The sequence below is a fragment of the Puniceibacterium confluentis genome (assembly GCF_007923445.1).
GTDB classification, from domain to species: domain Bacteria; phylum Pseudomonadota; class Alphaproteobacteria; order Rhodobacterales; family Rhodobacteraceae; genus Puniceibacterium; species Puniceibacterium confluentis.
This window is the reverse complement of the sequence record NZ_VOJI01000005.1, coordinates 252475-267669: the sequence shown is the minus strand read 5'-3', so window position 1 is coordinate 267669 and position 15195 is coordinate 252475. Positions and strand designations below refer to the sequence as shown.

Here is a 15195-nt window from a genome sequence, read left to right as displayed (position 1 = left end):
CCTCCGGCAAACCATCAGGAAAAGTGAATCATGTCCTAAATCCCGCGTCCAGCGCGGGGTTTTTCAGCAGCGTGTTAGGCATCGACGAGCAGAAGTTGGAAATCAGGGCCATCGAAATCACCGGCAGCAGCGTTGGTGACGCTCCGATGCTCCCCGAACTTCCGGCCCGGATCCGCGCCCGCATGGAGATCGGATCGGTCCCTGCGGACGGCGCCCCGGATCCGCGCAGGTGCCACGAAGCAGTTGCCGCCCGGGGCGCGCATGCCGTCATCCCGCCGCGCAGGAACGCTGCTGAGGCTGCCTACAAGAAGAGCGTGTCGTCCACCTGAACCCCTTGTGTCGCAATGCCCCCAAAAATATCGCCAGGGTCAATCTCGATAAGTCGACCGTCCAGAACATGGCTGTTCCCGAAATCCGCCACATAGATGTGCGTCGCGCCGCTGCCGTCGCTTGCGGGGGCCAGTTCGATGTCCTTCACATTGGTTCTTATCGTGCCGCTGCCGCCGGGAACATGATCATTCCGGTAACCCTCAAGCAGGTCGATCTTTGCCAGCGTGTCGCCATTTCGGTCAACGATCCAGATGTCCGCACTGAACCCACCGCCGACAAGGAAGACATTGTGGACCGGATCGTACGCGATCGCCTCGGGATCTCTGATTTCCGGGTCCGAAAGTACCAACGTATTGACCAATGTCCCGGTCTGGCCCACATGATCGAGCGACAGCTCCTGAATGGATTGCGAGAAGCCGTTGATGATGAACAGATTTCCGGTTGCCGGATCAACCGCCACATCCTCGGTATCATCGCTGCCGAGGTTCTCGACATTCAGTGACCACAGCAAGGTCGTTGGGTCTGACGGGTCAACGACGAAGACCGAAGCAGCATCGTCGTCTGTGATGTACATCCGGTTTAAGTTTCCATCTATCGCCAGCCCCGTGGCTTCTGGTGTGAATGGAAGATCGTATGTCATATCCGGCGCCGCATCGAGTCCGGCAGGGCTCAGGTTGAACGCAAACAGGTCTTCGTTGTTGTAGATCGGCAGTTCGTCGACTTCAGAATCCGAGATGAGTATCCTATTCGAAACCGGATCGTATGCGATGCCTGAAGGGTCGGGGATATTATGTGACCACATCGTATGAATACCAACAACAGTCGGGGGGTTGCTGCCACCGGCGTTGGTGACCGAGATCGAGACTGTTGCCGTGGACTGGTCGCCGGTGCTGTCCTGGATCGTGTAGGTGAAGGTATCCGTGCCGGTGAAATCNATCGTATGCGATGCCTGAAGGGTCGGGGATATTATGTGACCACATCGTATGAATACCAACAACAGTCGGGGGGTTGCTGCCACCGGCGTTGGTGACCCAGATCGAGACTGTTGCCGTGGACTGGTCGCCGGTGCTGTCCTGGATCGTGTAGGTGAAGGTATCCGTGCCGGTGAAATCGGTGACCGGGGTGTAGTCGAATGTGCCGTTGCCGTTGCTGACCACAGCGCCACCGGCGGTGCCGACAGGATCGTAGGTGACGATGGTGGTCGGCGTGTCGCCCTGATCGTCGTTCGCAAGGACGTTGCCGGTGACGGTGGTGGTGTTCACAAGACCGGCCGCGCTGTCATCGAGCGCTTCAGGCAATAGATTGATGGCGACGGTGGCAACGGCAGTGTCGGAGTTCCGCGATCCGTCGTTCACCACCACATTGACCACCCGGTCGACCGGATCCGGGGACGTGCTCGCATTGTCGAACAGAACCTGCTGCAAGGCGAGCTGATAGTCGGCGAGGGAGGCGGTGCCGGACAGGATGATGTTGGTTGTCGTCGAGGCCGCATTGACGGTGATCCCGGGCGGCAGGCCCGCGAGGTTTACCGTCAGTGCATCGCCTGCCTGCGCATTCGTCAGCGTGATGGTGGCGCGCTCCATGTCGGTGTCATCGGTGTCGGTGATCACGGCATCGACATCGGCAATCGCCACCGGAGCGCCGCTCTCGACAAAGGTCGTCGCATAGCCGGTGCCTGCGACCGAGGAGTCATCAAGGTCGAGATCCAGGGTCGGCGGGGCATTGCCGTCATCCGGCAGGGTATATTCGACATGCAGCAGCGGCGCGCCGGCAGAACTGCCCTCAAAGGCTTCCGCGGTGCGCTCCCCGCTGCCGGTGATCAGGAAGGCCAGGTCGTTGAACGCAGCCCAGTCGCCCCGGTCGAGGATCTCCTGCACGATGGCCGCGAGGTCCGAGGTCCGCTGGGCGACCCCCGCCGCCCCCACGACGTTCCACGCGTCAGGCGCCCAGACGGCGGATGCCGCCGTGGCGCCGCGCGAGGAGACATCGAAACGGGCATTGGTGAAGGCGGCGGCGTCGTCTGTGTTCTCGCCCCGGATCGTCAGGGAAGAGGGGCCGGTATCGACCTCATCGACCTGGAACTGGATGTAGGCAGTGGTGATGATCGCAGCTGCCGGGATGTCGATGCTGGTGAAGCGAAGCCCGATGGTCTGGCCGGTCTTGCCTCCGTCATCCACAATCTCGAGATCGGAACTGTTGAGGTATACCGACCCCGACGTACGCTCCTCCGCATCATCCGCGCCGGAGGATATCCTGGCTTCAAAGACCGTCGGAGCAGCGCTGGTGACGGCGATCGAGACTGTTGCCGTGGACTGGTCGCCGGTGCTGTCCTGGATCGTGTAGGTGAAGGTATCCGTGCCGGTGAAATCGGTGACCGGGGTGTAGTCGAATGTGCCGTTGCCGTTGCTGACCACAGCGCCACCGGCGGTGCCGACAGGATCGTAGGTGACGATGGTGGTCGGCGTGTCGCCCTGATCGTCGTTCGCAAGGACGTTGCCGGTGACGGTGGTGGTGTTCACAAGACCGGCCGCGCTGTCATCGAGCGCTTCAGGCAATAGATTGATGGCGACGGTGGCAACGGCAGTGTCGGAGTTCCGCGAGCCGTCGTTCACCACCACATTGACCACCTGGTCGACCGGATCCGGGGACGTGCTCGTATTGTCGAACAGAACCTGCTGCAAGGCGAGCTGATAGTCGGCGAGGGAGGCGGTGCCGGACAGGATGATGTTGGTTGTCGTCGAGGCCGCATTGACGGTGATCCCGGGCGGCAGGCCCGCGAGGTTTACCGTCAGTGCATCGCCTGCCTGCGCATTCGTCAGCGTGATGGTGGCGCGCTCCATGTCGGTGTCATCGGTGTCGGTGATCACGGCATCGACATCGGCAATCGCCACCGGAGCGCCGCTCTCGACAAAGGTCGTCGCATAGCCGGTGCCTGCGACCGAGGAGTCATCAAGGTCGAGATCCAGGGTCGGCGGGGCATTGCCGTCATCCGGCAGGGTATATTCGACATGCAGCAGCGGCGCGCCGGCAGAACTGCCCTCAAAGGCTTCCGCGGTGCGCTCCCCGCTGCCGGTGATCAGGAAGGCCAGGTCGTTGAACGCAGCCCAGTCGCCCCGGTCGAGGATCTCCTGCACGATGGCCGCGAGGTCCGAGGTCCGCTGGGCGACCCCCGCCGCCCCCACGACGTTCCACGCGTCAGGCGCCCAGACGGCGGATGCCGCCGTGGCGCCGCGCGAGGAGACATCGAAACGGGCATTGGTGAAGGCGGCGGCGTCGTCTGTGTTCTCCCCCCGGATCGTCAGGGAAGAGGGGCCGGTATCGACCTCGTCGACCTGGAACTGGATGTAGGCAGTGGTGATGATCGCAGCCGCCGGGATGTCGATGCTGGTGAAGCGAAGCCCGATGGTCTGGCCGGTCTTGCCTCCGTCATCCACAATCTCGAGATCGGAACTGTTGAGGTATACCGACCCCGACGTACGCTCCTCCGCATCATCCGTGCCGGAGGATATCCTGGCTTCGAAAATGAATGTGTCGCTCATTGGTTTCTGCCAATCTGGCCGCAATGCCCATCAAAAAAAATCATAACTGTGGTGCGTTGGTAGAAAGTCCAATTCTTGCCAGTGGCAGTTGATCCTGCTCTGACAACTGTTGTACCGCGTCCGGATATCCGGCTTGCTGAGCCCCTGTCACCCCGACCGAAATCATCAAGGTTACCGGACAAAAATTACCCTTCAACAGACCAATTCCAGCCCGCGATGAGTATCAATACAATACTCCGATCTTGGCCAATCCGGTCGATTTAGTCAAGGTCAGGCTGTTTTGCGCAATCTGGCCTGGGGTCAGCACCCCCTTGGCCCAGATCAGCCTGACCGACGGCAAGAGCCGGCATGTGCTGCAATGCTGAGTCTCCGAACAGCACCCTGCGAGGACGACGAACAGCATTTTGGGGCCGGTCGCTCCCTGCAGCCAAGGTAACCTCCGTGACCATGCAAAGCGCGCTTGCATCGCTCACCGGAGCGACAGGCTGACTGCTTCCATCGCGCCCGCCCCGACGATAGACCCGCGCCGAGCACTATCTACACATCGGTTGCAGTTGCAGCCGCGCAACCGAGATTCCCTGGCTTTGCCGTTCCCGGATACCGTCCGGTCCGCGCCGTTCAATCTGCGGCGTTCGCGGCGGGGTGGATATGCGTTTGATCTGCTCACCGGGGGCCAAAGCGCTGGACGCTGCGCGTTCCGAATCGGATTGGTCGAGCGGGACACCTGACCTGCAAGTCATTGAGATATATGGTTTTTCTGCGTCAGGTGCGCGGGGCGCATCGGCGTTGGTCTCATTGAGTTTTCTGAGAATATGGTGGGCGACCCTGGAATCGAACCAGGCGTGCGTCTCCGCGAGGGAGTTACAGTCCCCTGCCACACCTTGCGGCCTGTCGCCCACTGTCGAGGCACCGGGGCGCTTCGACGTGAGGGGGTGATTACCGGTGCATAAAACCGGCGTCAACTGGAAAATCCCTTGCGGTCACTGTCGCGTTTGCCCATGGTCCCGCGCAATCGCAAAAGGGCCGGAACATGGTTAAAAAACCCAAATGGGTCGTGGAAAAAGAACAGTCCCGCAAAGCGTCCGCCGCCGAGACCGTGTGGCTGTTCGGACTGCATGCGGTCCGCGACGCCTTGATGAACCCCCGCCGCGAGAAGTTGCGGCTGATCGTGACGCTGAATGCGCAGGCAAAGCTTGAGGACGCGATCACGGCCGCGGGAATCACCCCCGAGATCAGCGACCCGCGCCGGTTTTCCGCGCCGCTTGAAGCGCAGTCCGTGCACCAGGGCGCCGCTCTCGAGGTCAAGGCCCTGAACTGGGGGCGGCTTGACGACGTGGCGCTGGGCGACGGTACGAGGCCGCCGCGGGTTCTGCTGCTGGACCGGGTCACCGATCCGCACAACGTCGGAGCGATCCTGCGCTCGGCCGAGGTGTTCGGCGCCTGCGCGGTGATCGGAACGCTGCACCACAGTGCGCCCGAAACCGGCGCACTGGCCAAGACCGCCAGCGGTGCACTGGAGCGCCAGCCCTATCTGCGTGAACGCAATCTGGCGGACGCGATGGAGAAGCTGAAGGCCATGGGCTATTTCGTCGTCGGGCTCGACGGCGAAGCCGAGCAGACGATTGAAACCGCGCTGGAGGGTCGGCGCGACCGGGCTGTGGCACTGGTGTTGGGGGCCGAAGGGCCGGGACTGCGGCAAAAGACGAAAGAGACCTGCGATGCGCTGGTGCGGATCGACTTTGCCGGTGATTTCGGCTCTCTCAACGTCTCGAACGCGGCGGCTGTGTCCCTGTATGCGGCCCGGGCCTAGTCGGGCTCGTCCGCAAGCCAGCGGATGAAGCGCCCCTTGGTCAGCCAGCTGAAGCCGAACGCGAGCAAGGCGAGGGTTTCGGCCCAGAAGGTGAAGTTGCTGGCGTCATAGGCACAGTCCGCCGCGCCGGTGCAGGCGATTTTCTTGAACAGCAATGCCAGGATCGTGGCGTAGATGACCACGCCCGAGACGACGTAGATGACATTGCGAATCTTTTTCCGTTGCCCCGTGCTGGTCGCGGTGCGCATTGATTTGTGCGACTGCACGCGCGTGAAGACGAACAACGAAAAGTACCCGAGGATCGCGAACATCACGCCTGCGGCCAGTCCGTGGAGGGTGGATGTCCAGGGCACGCCGGATATGGCGCTCAGGTCAAAGGCGACAATCACCTGATCGAGTGTCTGAGTGCCGGGGCCGAAAAGGCCAAAATCCGCAGGGATGACGAAATATCCGCGCATGGCGTCCTCGGACAGGAAGCAGCCCGAGCCATCGGTCGGCACGAGTGCAATGACAAAGGCCATGACCCCTGCGATCTTTGCCAGCCAAAGGTCACGCTGGGTGAAGCGGCGGAATTCATCCACCTGGCTCATGCGTTCGACGGTGTCGGCATCCTCGGGAATGGTGAAAAAGAACAGCATCAGCGCGCCGATCAGACACAGAGCCCCGACAAACAGGTCACCGCCGATCGGGCTGTAGTAATAGTGGCTGATCGAATCGAGGCCGTTGTTTTGCCGACAGGTGCCCAGCAGAGCGCCGGGCAGCCAGACTGCCAGCGGCAGGAGCGCCGCCGTATAGCCGACTGCGAGATTGACGCGGCGCAGGCTGACCGTGAAGGGCAGGGTGTCAAACCGGGACAGCGCCGGAATCCCGGGACTGGTGTTCGCCGGAGCCGGGGCGGCGGGAGGCGGCAGATCGGACATGGCAAAATCCATTTGGGTCAATGCCGCGAGCATAGCACACGCTTTGCGCGAGTTCAGCCCTGCATTTGCAAATCCGGCGGCTCTTGCAAACAGCAGGCGCCGAGGCGATATCAATCCCGACCGTACCGGAGGGTTCATGCCCCAGACGACCAGAATCGCCACCTGCTGCTATTGTGGCGCGCGTGCAGCATTGATCTTGCGGGGGGAAGTGCGACACGAACTGTCCTGTGCGGCCTGTGGCGCACCGTTGCGGGATCTCAAGCGGCTGCCCGTCAGTGGCCCCCAGCCGGACGGCGCGAAACCGCAGCGCACGCGACGGGCTGGCGAACCGGCGCCTGGGCGAGCTTGCAAGGACAAGCGCAAAAAGGTGAAACGGCGCAAGACTCTGGGTCGGCGGTTTCTGGACGAGGCGTTTGACGCGCTTGAGGATCTGTTCGACTGATCCCGTCCGGGACGGTGCCCTGCCGCACCGGGCATCGGGTCCGGTGTCGACAGATGTGCCCGCCGAACGTGTGTCTGCCGAGGGGGGCGATTCGCGGGGCAGGGCCACAGAGGGGTGCACGTCGCTCTGGTCAATTGCGCCTCTGTGGCTTATCTGCCCGGTAACATCCGGCCGTCCCGCGCGCCGGTGACATTTGCGGAGGTCCAATGGCGGATTACGAAACCCCTGGTCCGGTCGAAGAGAACTGGAAAGACGCGATCTCTTCGGTCGAGGAAATCATCGAGGATGCGCGCAACGGGCGCATGTTCATTCTGGTTGACCACGAAGACCGCGAGAACGAAGGTGATCTGGTGATCCCGGCGCAATGGGCCACCCCGGATGCCATCAACTTCATGGCGCTCTATGGTCGCGGGCTGATCTGTCTTGCCATGACCGCAAAGCGTGTCGAAACGCTTGGGCTCAAGCTGATGTCGACCAACAATTCATCGCGGCACGAGACCGCGTTCACCACCTCGATCGAAGCCCGCGAAGGTGTCACGACCGGCATTTCCGCCGCGGACCGGGCCAAGACCATTTCGGTGGCGATCGACGCCTCCAAAGGTGAACAGGACATCGCGACACCGGGGCATGTGTTCCCGCTGCGCGCCAAGGACGGCGGCGTATTGGTGCGCGCGGGCCATACCGAAGCCGCGGTCGATGTGGCGCGGCTGGCAGGGCTGAACCCGGCCGGCGTGATCTGCGAGATCATGAACGAAGACGGCACGATGTCGCGGCTGCCCGAGTTGGTCGCCTTTGCCCAGCGGCATGGCATCAAGATCGGCACGATCAGCGATCTGATTTCCTACCGGCGGCGGCATGACAATCTGGTGCGGGTGCGCAAGGAAGAGGTCATCACCTCGGAATTCGGCGGTAACTGGAACATGCGGATCTACACCGACGAAACCCACGGAGACGAACATATCGTGCTGACCAAGGGCGATCTGTCCGGCGACGCCCCGGTGCTGGTGCGGATGCACGCGATGGATCCGATGCTGGACGTTGTCGGCACCGGGCCGCGCGGCCGTGCGGCGGAATTCCACGTCGCGATGGAGGCTGTCGCCAGAGAAGGACGCGGTGTTGTCGTGCTGCTGCGCGACACGTCGATGAAGCTGGACGTGCATGACGAAGTCTCGCCCAAGACATTGCGCCAATACGGTCTGGGCGCGCAGATCCTGTCGTCTCTGGGGCTGTCGGACCTGACCCTGCTGACCAATTCGCCGACGCCAAAGATCGTCGGGCTCGACGCTTATGGCCTCAGGATTGTCGGAACCCAGAAAATCTCGGAGCTAGGATGATGGCGGCAACCGAAAACCACTACACCCTGCCACGGGCAGAATTTTCCAAGCCGGTCAAGCTGCTGATTGTGGTGGCGCCTTATTACCGCGCCATTGCCGATCAGCTGCTGGCCGGTGCGCGCGCCGAGATCGAAGCGTCGGGCGGCACGCACGAAACTGTCGAAGTGCCCGGCGCACTGGAAGTGCCCACCGCCGTGGGCATCGCTGAGCGGCTGAGCAACTTTGACGGCTATGTGGCGCTGGGCTGTATCATCCGGGGCGAGACCACGCATTACGACACCGTGTGCAACGATTCCTCGCGCGGTCTCGCGTTGCTGGGCCTGCAGGGGCTGTGCATCGGCAACGGCATCCTCACGGTCGAGAACATGGCCCAGGCCGAGGCCCGCGCCGAAGCGGCAGGCCAGAACAAAGGCGGCGGCGCGGCGGCGGCGGCCTTGCATCTGATCGCCCTCAGCCGTAAGTGGGGCGGCCAGCGCGAAGGCGTGGGGTTCAAACCCGCCCGGGACGAGTACCAGATCGCTGGCAGCAGCAAGGGCAAGACCTCCGTATGACCACGCCAACCGCCGCCCCCTCGGGCAACATGAAACGCAAGATGAAATCAGCGGCGCGGCTTTATGCCGTGCAGGCGCTGTTCCAGATGGAACATTCCAGCCTGACCGTCGATCAGGTGCGCCTCGAATTCCTCGACCACCGGTTCGGTGCGACCTACGAGGGCGACGAGATGATGGAGGGCGACGTCACCCTGTTCACCAAGACGATCGAGGACGCGGTCGCCTGGCAGGCCAAGATCGACCAGATGGCGGACCGGGCGATCGTGGCGAAATGGGCGATTGCCCGGATTGATCCGACCATCCGCGCCCTGTTCCGGGCGGCGGGGGCGGAACTCGTCAATTCCGACACGCCGCCGCGGGTGGTGATCAAGGAATACGTCGACATTGCCGGGGCGTTCTATCCGGAAGGCAAAGAGCCGAGTTTCGTGAACGCGGTGCTGGATCACATGGCCCGTGATGCTCGGCCCGACGCATTCTGAGAAAACGCCATAGGCTTCCCGGACAAAGCATCGGAACAGCGGTCTGTTTGCGCCGATGGCGAAATCTTGCGTTGGTGTGGCCTCGTCAGCGGAGGCTAAATTCTGGTGGACATTTTCTGCTGTCAGATCGGTGCCTGCACGGTATTTCCGGGCGGCGGCGTCTGGTTGGTGATTTGGCCATTGAGCGTGCGCCCCGTCTCTCTCTGATAGCGCTGGTTTTGCCGGACTGCGTAAATACCACCGCAGGTGATGCCTATGAGCGAAGCGGTGATCGGCTCGACAGCGGCGAGGCTTGCCAGGTTGAAGCAGGTTCCGAACATGCTGCCGCTTTCCACCGCGACGTTGGCAAGCGGCGCCTTGACTCCGGTTGCGACGATGCCTTTTTTCATCGCGTATTTCGCCGGGATCGTAACGATTGGCACCAGTGGCCCTGCCCATGAAAGAGCCGGATTCAGCTCTGCACCGCCATTGATCCACATGCCGACGCCGGTGGTGCCTGCATCCGCGAGGTCCGAGCCGCCCAGTCTCACCGAGTCGAGCGGATGCCTGCTTTGGCTGCTGATGGAATCGCCCGCAACCGGTGTGGATTGCTTTTCCGGGGCCGTATTGCCGACATGATGCATATCCGAGCCGGAGCTGTATCTGGATTCTTTGGAATATGGTTGAGCCGTACAGGCAGGCAAAGCCAGGGTCACAATCAGGCCGCAGGACATTCCGAGAATTAATCTGGTCATTTGATCCATTCACTCGCTGTTCCGAAGGGGGTCAGTGAATGATTGGGCCAGAGGCCTTAATATAACTGTAACACAGGTCCGCGCGTCGCCGGGCTTGTGAATGTGCACTGAATTGATTGGGGTAATGTTGGCGCGCCGGTTCGCGGCGCGCCTCTGGTTGTCTTCCGGGTCACGGACTACGCGGACTGAAGATCAAAGTTCGGTGACCTGGCCCACGGCCAGAACAGCCCCTGTCGGCGCCCCGGTGGTTGAGCCACCCGGCGGTTCGTCCGAGATCGCCAGCGTCAGGCCCGCGACTTGTTCGCGCAGATCGGCGGGCAGGGCGAGCGTGGCCCTGGGTTCGTCTGGCAGCACACCCAGCGACACCGGCGCGGCGCCCTCGGCGATGGCCCAGAGTTCCAGCGCGCGCCCCAGCGCGGCCTGTCCGGCGGTGCGGGTGACGGTCAGGCGCTGCTCGTTCGGATCATAGACCGCAAGCACGCGCAGCGACTGGTCCTCGGCCGCGATTTCGCTGATCAGCAGTGGTGCCGTCGTGCCGGGCAGGGTGGGTTCAGGCGTGCGCAGCATCTGCAGGGCCATGAATGCCGCCAGCGCCACCGCGGCAAAGCTGAGCGCCTGCCACAGACCGGTGCGCTGCCACAGGGTTTGCCGCTGGGTCGGTCCGAACAGCCGCTCCATCAGTTGCCGGCGGGTTCTGGACGGCGGCGCCACCGGGGCGACTTCGTCGTTCATGCCCGACAGGCGGGTGGCCCAGAACGTGACATAACCCATCAGACCGGGCTCCTGCGCCAAACGGTCCTCAAAGGCGGATTCTTCGCGCGGTGGCATCAGGCGCAGCACGTATTCGGCGGCCAGCAGGCCGTCATCCGGAGTCTCCGATGATGTGGTCATTGTTCCATGCACTCCTTCAGACTGATCAAGCTGCGCCGCAGCCAGGTCCGCATCGTGTTCAGCGGCACACTGAATTTTTCCGCCAGCTCGGCATAGCTGAGGCCCTGCAGGTAGGCCCCGCGCACTGCCTGTCCGCGATCCTGTTCCAGCTGGTCGAGGCAGGCGACGATCCGCGCCGCTTCGCCGCCGGCGACGGCCGACTGTTCTGGCGTCGGGCCGGGCGCGGCAAGCCGGTCGGCCAGGGCATCGACATCGGCCGCATCGCGGGTGGCGCGGATCCGGTCGATGGCGGTGTTGCGTGCGATGGTGATGAGCCAGGTCATCGGGCTCATTCCGTTCGACGTGTACCGGTCCGCATAGCGCCAGATCTTCATATATGTCTCCTGCAGGACATCCTCTGCATTGGCCCTGTTGTTCAACACACGCAGGGCGACCCCGAATAGTTTCGCCGAGGTCTGATCGTACAGGGTGGCAAAGGCCTTGCGGTCGCCCAGAGCCGTACGGGCGATCAGCGCTTCGATATCTTCAGATTGTGCCAAGGGTCTGGTCCTTTGTCGGGATACGGGGGACCCTGTGGATCCCCCGGCGGTCGGTTTGACGCTGAATGTACGAGTTCGGTCCGAAACTTTCGAATGGTATTCAATCTGTTGCGGGCAGCCGAGCTGTCAACCGTTGAAAGCGTGAAACTCTTTCGCACTGGTGGCCGTGACGTTGCTGGTGGCCGCGTGCGACAGTGACAGGCGATGCCGAAACGGGTGTTGGCGCAATCGCGGACCGGTTCGGCTCCAACCAGGCCCGCGGCCCGGACGGCGCCCATGTCCGAGCGGGCCAATGTGGCGGTGGCGCAGAACGCGGCGCGCTGTTGTGTGACCTTCTGTTGCAGGTTCCGTCGCTGCGGTGGTCCTGTCATTGCGGTCATGAAAAAGCGCCCCCCTTGCGAGGGGCGCTGTTCAGCGGCGGGAACCGCAGCAACCGTGAGGTTATCTCATTCCCGAGGACCTGTATGTACAGGTGGGCGTCAGGTAACCGGACCAGGGCCCGGACAGAGCCAACTCCCTCGGAATTGCTTAAGGCCACCGGAATGCAACCCGTAACGTGAAGAGCAGAAACCCGCCTGACGCTCAAGGTAGGAGGTGCGGCCGACCGCGACAAGGGGGCTGCGGCACGATCTTTTCAGCGTCAGGGCTTTCGGCGGCTGAGTGCGAGACCGCCATTACCGCGCAGGACCTCGGATCGCGTCATGTTTGCGGTGAGGGCATTGGCCGTCAGTTTCGGCTGGCGGGAAAGCCATATCGTTCCAGCTCGGTGGGCAACAGCACGTAAATCTGATCGGATGGTGTGGTCAGTGCGTGCTGCATGACCATGGGATCAATGCCCATCTCATCGAGATAGGCCATCACTTCGCCCTGACCGCGCTGGATATCCTCGACGGCGACAAAGGCAGGCAACAGGGTGTTTTCGCCGAAATAATGCTGATGCACACCAACAGAAGCCGCTGGCGCAATGTCGCGGGTCACGCCACCCGCCAGCAGATAGGGGCAGGCCGAATAGCAGAACTCGCCGTCCAGCATCCGGGTGCCGATGCCGCCTGCGCGCAGGTGGCGGCCCAGATCCAGTGCGTCCTGAACCGACCCGCCCGGGCTTTGCAGGATCAGGGTCTCGACCGGCGCGTCCGCGGCGTCGATCAGCGCGCCGATGCGGACCGCGTCACCGGCGACGATCCCGCCCTCAAGCCGCCAGGTGGAGCCGCTGACATGGGTCAGGGTCAGCCGGTCGGGCAGGGGCCCCGGGTCGCGCAGCGGTGCCAGAGGCGGACGGTCGCGGCCGGGGTTGAAGGTCCGGCGCTGATCGCCGGGACGTACCGGTTCGGAAAGACGGGGGGCTTGCGGGGTCAGGCGGGGCAGGCGAAAGCCGCCCTCGCGCATGTCCCCCAGCACCAGCAGGGCGCCGATCCCCAGTTGCAGGATCAACGCGGCACGCAGCACGCGCGAAACCGAGGGCAGGCCGATCATGCGGATTTGCCCGACAGGCGCGGAATGTCCGAATGTGGCGGGTGCGGGGCCGGGGCTGTGTCGACGTCGGCAGGGGCCGACGCGGGCTCGACCGCCGTTGCCACGTCGCGCGCCTCGCGCAGGCCGATCGCCTCTTCCACGTCGCGCAGGGCCTGCAGTGCGGCGCGCAGTTCGGCCAGGGTCATGGTGTCCTCGACCCCAACCCCTTCGCGCCCCGACCGGATCGCGGACTGGGTGATGGCGAGGATAAAGACCAGGACGGCAGGCAGCAGGTCAATGGCGATGGCGCCCGCCCAGGAGGGCACGAAGTTGCGGGCATAGAGGATCACCGCATCCGCCGCAGAGATCGGCGTATAGGTCACTTCTGGCGCGGGCTGCAACGCCAGCACGCCTTTCGCGGCGCTTTCCAGCGTCCGTGCCCGTTGCGCCAGAACCTCGAGCACCGAGGTGATGGTTGCCGCCTGATTGCCCCGGGTGGCCTCGGTGGCGCCATCGAGTTCCGGCAGGACAACCGAGGCGGCAAGATCCTGCGCCGCTCGTTCGACGAGGGCGGCGACCGAAAGCTGCCGCATCTGCGCGATCAGGCCCTGCAGTTGCACCGCGGATTCCGAGAATTCGACCGAGCGCGCCTCGACCGGGCCGGGTTCCACTGTCAGGGCGCGCATCCGCGACAGGATGCCGTTGCCCTGGGCAAAGGCCTGTTCCACCAGCGGTGTCTGCGCCGCGATCTGGGTTTCCAGACCCGAAAGCTCTGCCGATTTCTGGCGCAGCACCCGGAACACGGCGCCCCGCCCGGCCAGGCCGGACAGCGATCCCGCCGCCTCCTGCTCGGAAAGGTCCTCAAAACTCTGGCGTACCCGGGCCACATCCCGTTCCAGCGACTGACCGGTGAGGGCGACCTCATGCGCCCGTTCCAGCGAGGACTGATAGTCCTGCACGGTCTTGGCAAGATGCTGTTCGACCGCCGCCGATCCGGCAAGCGCCGCAGCGTTCAGCCAGGAGGACATCGCAATGATCGCCACCGAGCCAAGGCCCATCGACGCCAGCAACCCGGCCTTTGCTCCCTTCGAGCGGACGGCGGGAAACAGCCGTATCAGGTAGGACCAGAAGACGAAGATCCCGACCGACACCGCGACGGAATAGGCGATGGCGGCAAAAACCGACATCGCGCCGTTGTCATCCAGCAGGGAGGAGACGCCCAGATAGGTATAGATGCCCGACGCCACCGCCAGAACACCCAGCGCCGTGCCCGAGAATGTTTCAAGCCATGTGAGGTGGGTTTCCAGTTCGCGGGCATAGCGGACACCGCGTGCCTGGGCCGATGTGAGCTGCGTCTTGTCGGTCATGTCGGCTCCTTGGCGGGATGGGGCAGCGCTGGCATATCCGCCTTAAGGTAAGGCCGCAGCGCGCCGATGGAAGGGTGTGATGGCAGGGGCTTGCATTTGTTCACGTAATGTTCATAAATTTATCCATGTCGATGCCGCCCGATATCTCTCTCATGCCCGGTCAGATGCTGGCCCGCGGTGTCTGCCGCCATCTGGCAAGCCACGGATTCTCGGTGGTCGAGGAGTTCACCCCCGAACGCGGCAAGCGGGTGGATGTGATGGCGCTGGGCCCAAAGGGCGACATCTGGGTGGTCGAGTGCAAATCGAGCCGGGCGGATTTCCTGTCGGATGGCAAGTGGCAGGGATACCTTGACTGGTGCGACCGCTATTTCTGGGCAGTGGATCAGGCGTTTCCCACCGACCTGCTGCCCGAGGGCACCGGCCTGATCATCGCCGATGCCTATGATGCGGAAATCCTGCGCATGGCACCCGAGACCAGGCTGGCCGGAGCGCGGCGCAATGCACTGATCCGCCGATTTGCGATCCATGCCGCGCGGCGGCTGCAGATGATGCGCGACCCCGACTTTGTGCTGGCGTCGTATTGACGTGACGCTGCCTACCGCTTGCCGCGCGGCTTGACCTTGCGGGCGGCAGCGGCGGCGGCGCGGATCTCTTCGGCAATTTCCTCGGCCTCTTCGGGCGTGAAATCCATCGGGATCTCGAGCTGATCGGTCAGGACGAACAGGCGCACCATGCCGAGGTCGGTGGGACCGATCTGCAGGTTGGCTTCGATGTCGCGTTCGGTATTGATGCCCATGGCGTGCTCCG

Annotated in this window: 14 protein-coding genes, 1 tRNA gene and 3 pseudogenes; 7 read left to right on the top strand and 11 right to left on the bottom strand. The window is 63.3% G+C overall.

Annotation, left to right across the window (positions count from 1 at the left end):
• Positions 1–74: 74 nt before the first annotated feature.
• A pseudogene (locus tag FOY53_RS08435) lies at positions 75–290 on the top strand (IS5/IS1182 family transposase); the annotation flags it as partial.
• 11 nt (positions 291–301) lie between these two features.
• Here the strand turns inward: FOY53_RS08435 and FOY53_RS08430 are convergent.
• The 4 genes and pseudogenes from FOY53_RS08430 to FOY53_RS23040 form a co-directional block, all read right to left on the bottom strand.
• Entirely contained in the window at positions 302–1132 is an 831-nt protein-coding gene (locus FOY53_RS08430) for an NHL repeat-containing protein (RefSeq protein WP_146587705.1), read from the bottom strand.
• 102 nt (positions 1133–1234) lie between these two features.
• Positions 1235–1348: pseudogene (locus FOY53_RS24195) on the bottom strand (hypothetical protein); the annotation flags it as partial.
• 19 nt (positions 1349–1367) lie between these two features.
• A pseudogene (locus FOY53_RS08425) lies at positions 1368–3170 on the bottom strand (Ig-like domain-containing protein); the annotation flags it as partial.
• 1512 nt (positions 3171–4682) lie between these two features.
• Positions 4683–4766: transfer RNA gene (locus FOY53_RS23040), tRNA-Tyr, on the bottom strand.
• A gap of 133 nt (positions 4767–4899) precedes the next feature.
• Here FOY53_RS23040 and rlmB point away from each other — a divergent pair.
• Positions 4900–5679 carry a 23S rRNA (guanosine(2251)-2'-O)-methyltransferase RlmB gene (gene rlmB, locus FOY53_RS08420; protein ID WP_146587701.1) on the top strand — a complete coding sequence of 260 codons (780 nt, stop codon included), beginning with the start codon at positions 4900–4902 and terminating at the stop codon, positions 5677–5679.
• Here the strand turns inward: rlmB and FOY53_RS08415 are convergent.
• Complete coding sequence (locus FOY53_RS08415; protein ID WP_146587699.1) at positions 5676–6632, bottom strand: hypothetical protein; 957 nt, start codon at positions 6630–6632, stop codon at positions 5676–5678. The two genes, rlmB and FOY53_RS08415, sit on opposite strands and share 4 nt — an antisense overlap.
• Before the next feature lie 103 nt (positions 6633–6735).
• On the opposite strand from FOY53_RS08415, the gene FOY53_RS08410 reads away from it, so the two are divergent.
• From FOY53_RS08410 to nusB, 4 genes are all read left to right on the top strand, one after another.
• Positions 6736–7041, top strand: coding sequence for a hypothetical protein (locus FOY53_RS08410; RefSeq protein ID WP_146587696.1), 306 nt, complete (start codon positions 6736–6738; stop codon positions 7039–7041).
• Positions 7042–7247: 206 nt separating this feature from the next.
• Complete coding sequence (gene ribB / locus FOY53_RS08405) at positions 7248–8375, top strand: 3,4-dihydroxy-2-butanone-4-phosphate synthase (protein ID WP_146587694.1); 1128 nt, start codon at positions 7248–7250, stop codon at positions 8373–8375.
• A complete protein-coding gene (locus tag FOY53_RS08400; RefSeq protein WP_146587692.1) occupies positions 8375–8926 on the top strand; it encodes a 6,7-dimethyl-8-ribityllumazine synthase in 552 nt (183 codons plus the stop codon). Before ribB ends, FOY53_RS08400 begins: the two co-directional genes overlap by 1 nt.
• A complete protein-coding gene (gene nusB, locus FOY53_RS08395) occupies positions 8923–9405 on the top strand; it encodes a transcription antitermination factor NusB (RefSeq protein WP_146587690.1) in 483 nt (160 codons plus the stop codon). The genes FOY53_RS08400 and nusB overlap by 4 nt, the downstream gene beginning before the upstream one ends.
• Before the next feature lie 122 nt (positions 9406–9527).
• On the opposite strand, the gene FOY53_RS08390 is transcribed toward nusB, so the two are convergent.
• The 5 genes from FOY53_RS08390 to FOY53_RS08370 form a co-directional block, all read right to left on the bottom strand.
• On the bottom strand, positions 9528–10148 hold the full coding sequence (locus tag FOY53_RS08390) for a hypothetical protein (protein WP_146587688.1): 621 nt from the start codon (positions 10146–10148) through the stop codon (positions 9528–9530).
• A gap of 183 nt (positions 10149–10331) precedes the next feature.
• A complete protein-coding gene (locus FOY53_RS08385; protein ID WP_146587686.1) occupies positions 10332–11030 on the bottom strand; it encodes an anti-sigma factor in 699 nt (232 codons plus the stop codon).
• A complete protein-coding gene (locus tag FOY53_RS08380) occupies positions 11027–11569 on the bottom strand; it encodes a sigma-70 family RNA polymerase sigma factor (RefSeq protein WP_146587684.1) in 543 nt (180 codons plus the stop codon). Before FOY53_RS08380 ends, FOY53_RS08385 begins: the two co-directional genes overlap by 4 nt.
• Before the next feature lie 726 nt (positions 11570–12295).
• Positions 12296–13042: a COG3904 family protein gene (locus tag FOY53_RS08375; RefSeq protein WP_146587682.1), complete on the bottom strand. Its 747-nt coding sequence runs from the start codon at positions 13040–13042 to the stop codon at positions 12296–12298.
• Positions 13039–14388, bottom strand: coding sequence for a hypothetical protein (locus FOY53_RS08370; protein WP_246107327.1), 1350 nt, complete (start codon positions 14386–14388; stop codon positions 13039–13041). The genes FOY53_RS08375 and FOY53_RS08370 overlap by 4 nt, the downstream gene beginning before the upstream one ends.
• Before the next feature lie 131 nt (positions 14389–14519).
• Between FOY53_RS08370 and FOY53_RS08365 the strand changes: the two genes are divergently transcribed.
• Positions 14520–14972 carry an MmcB family DNA repair protein gene (locus FOY53_RS08365; protein ID WP_372833804.1) on the top strand — a complete coding sequence of 151 codons (453 nt, stop codon included), beginning with the start codon at positions 14520–14522 and terminating at the stop codon, positions 14970–14972.
• 11 nt (positions 14973–14983) lie between these two features.
• On the opposite strand, the gene FOY53_RS08360 is transcribed toward FOY53_RS08365, so the two are convergent.
• Positions 14984–15184 carry a DUF6324 family protein gene (locus FOY53_RS08360; RefSeq protein ID WP_146587680.1) on the bottom strand — a complete coding sequence of 67 codons (201 nt, stop codon included), beginning with the start codon at positions 15182–15184 and terminating at the stop codon, positions 14984–14986.
• Positions 15185–15195 lie beyond the last annotated feature (11 nt).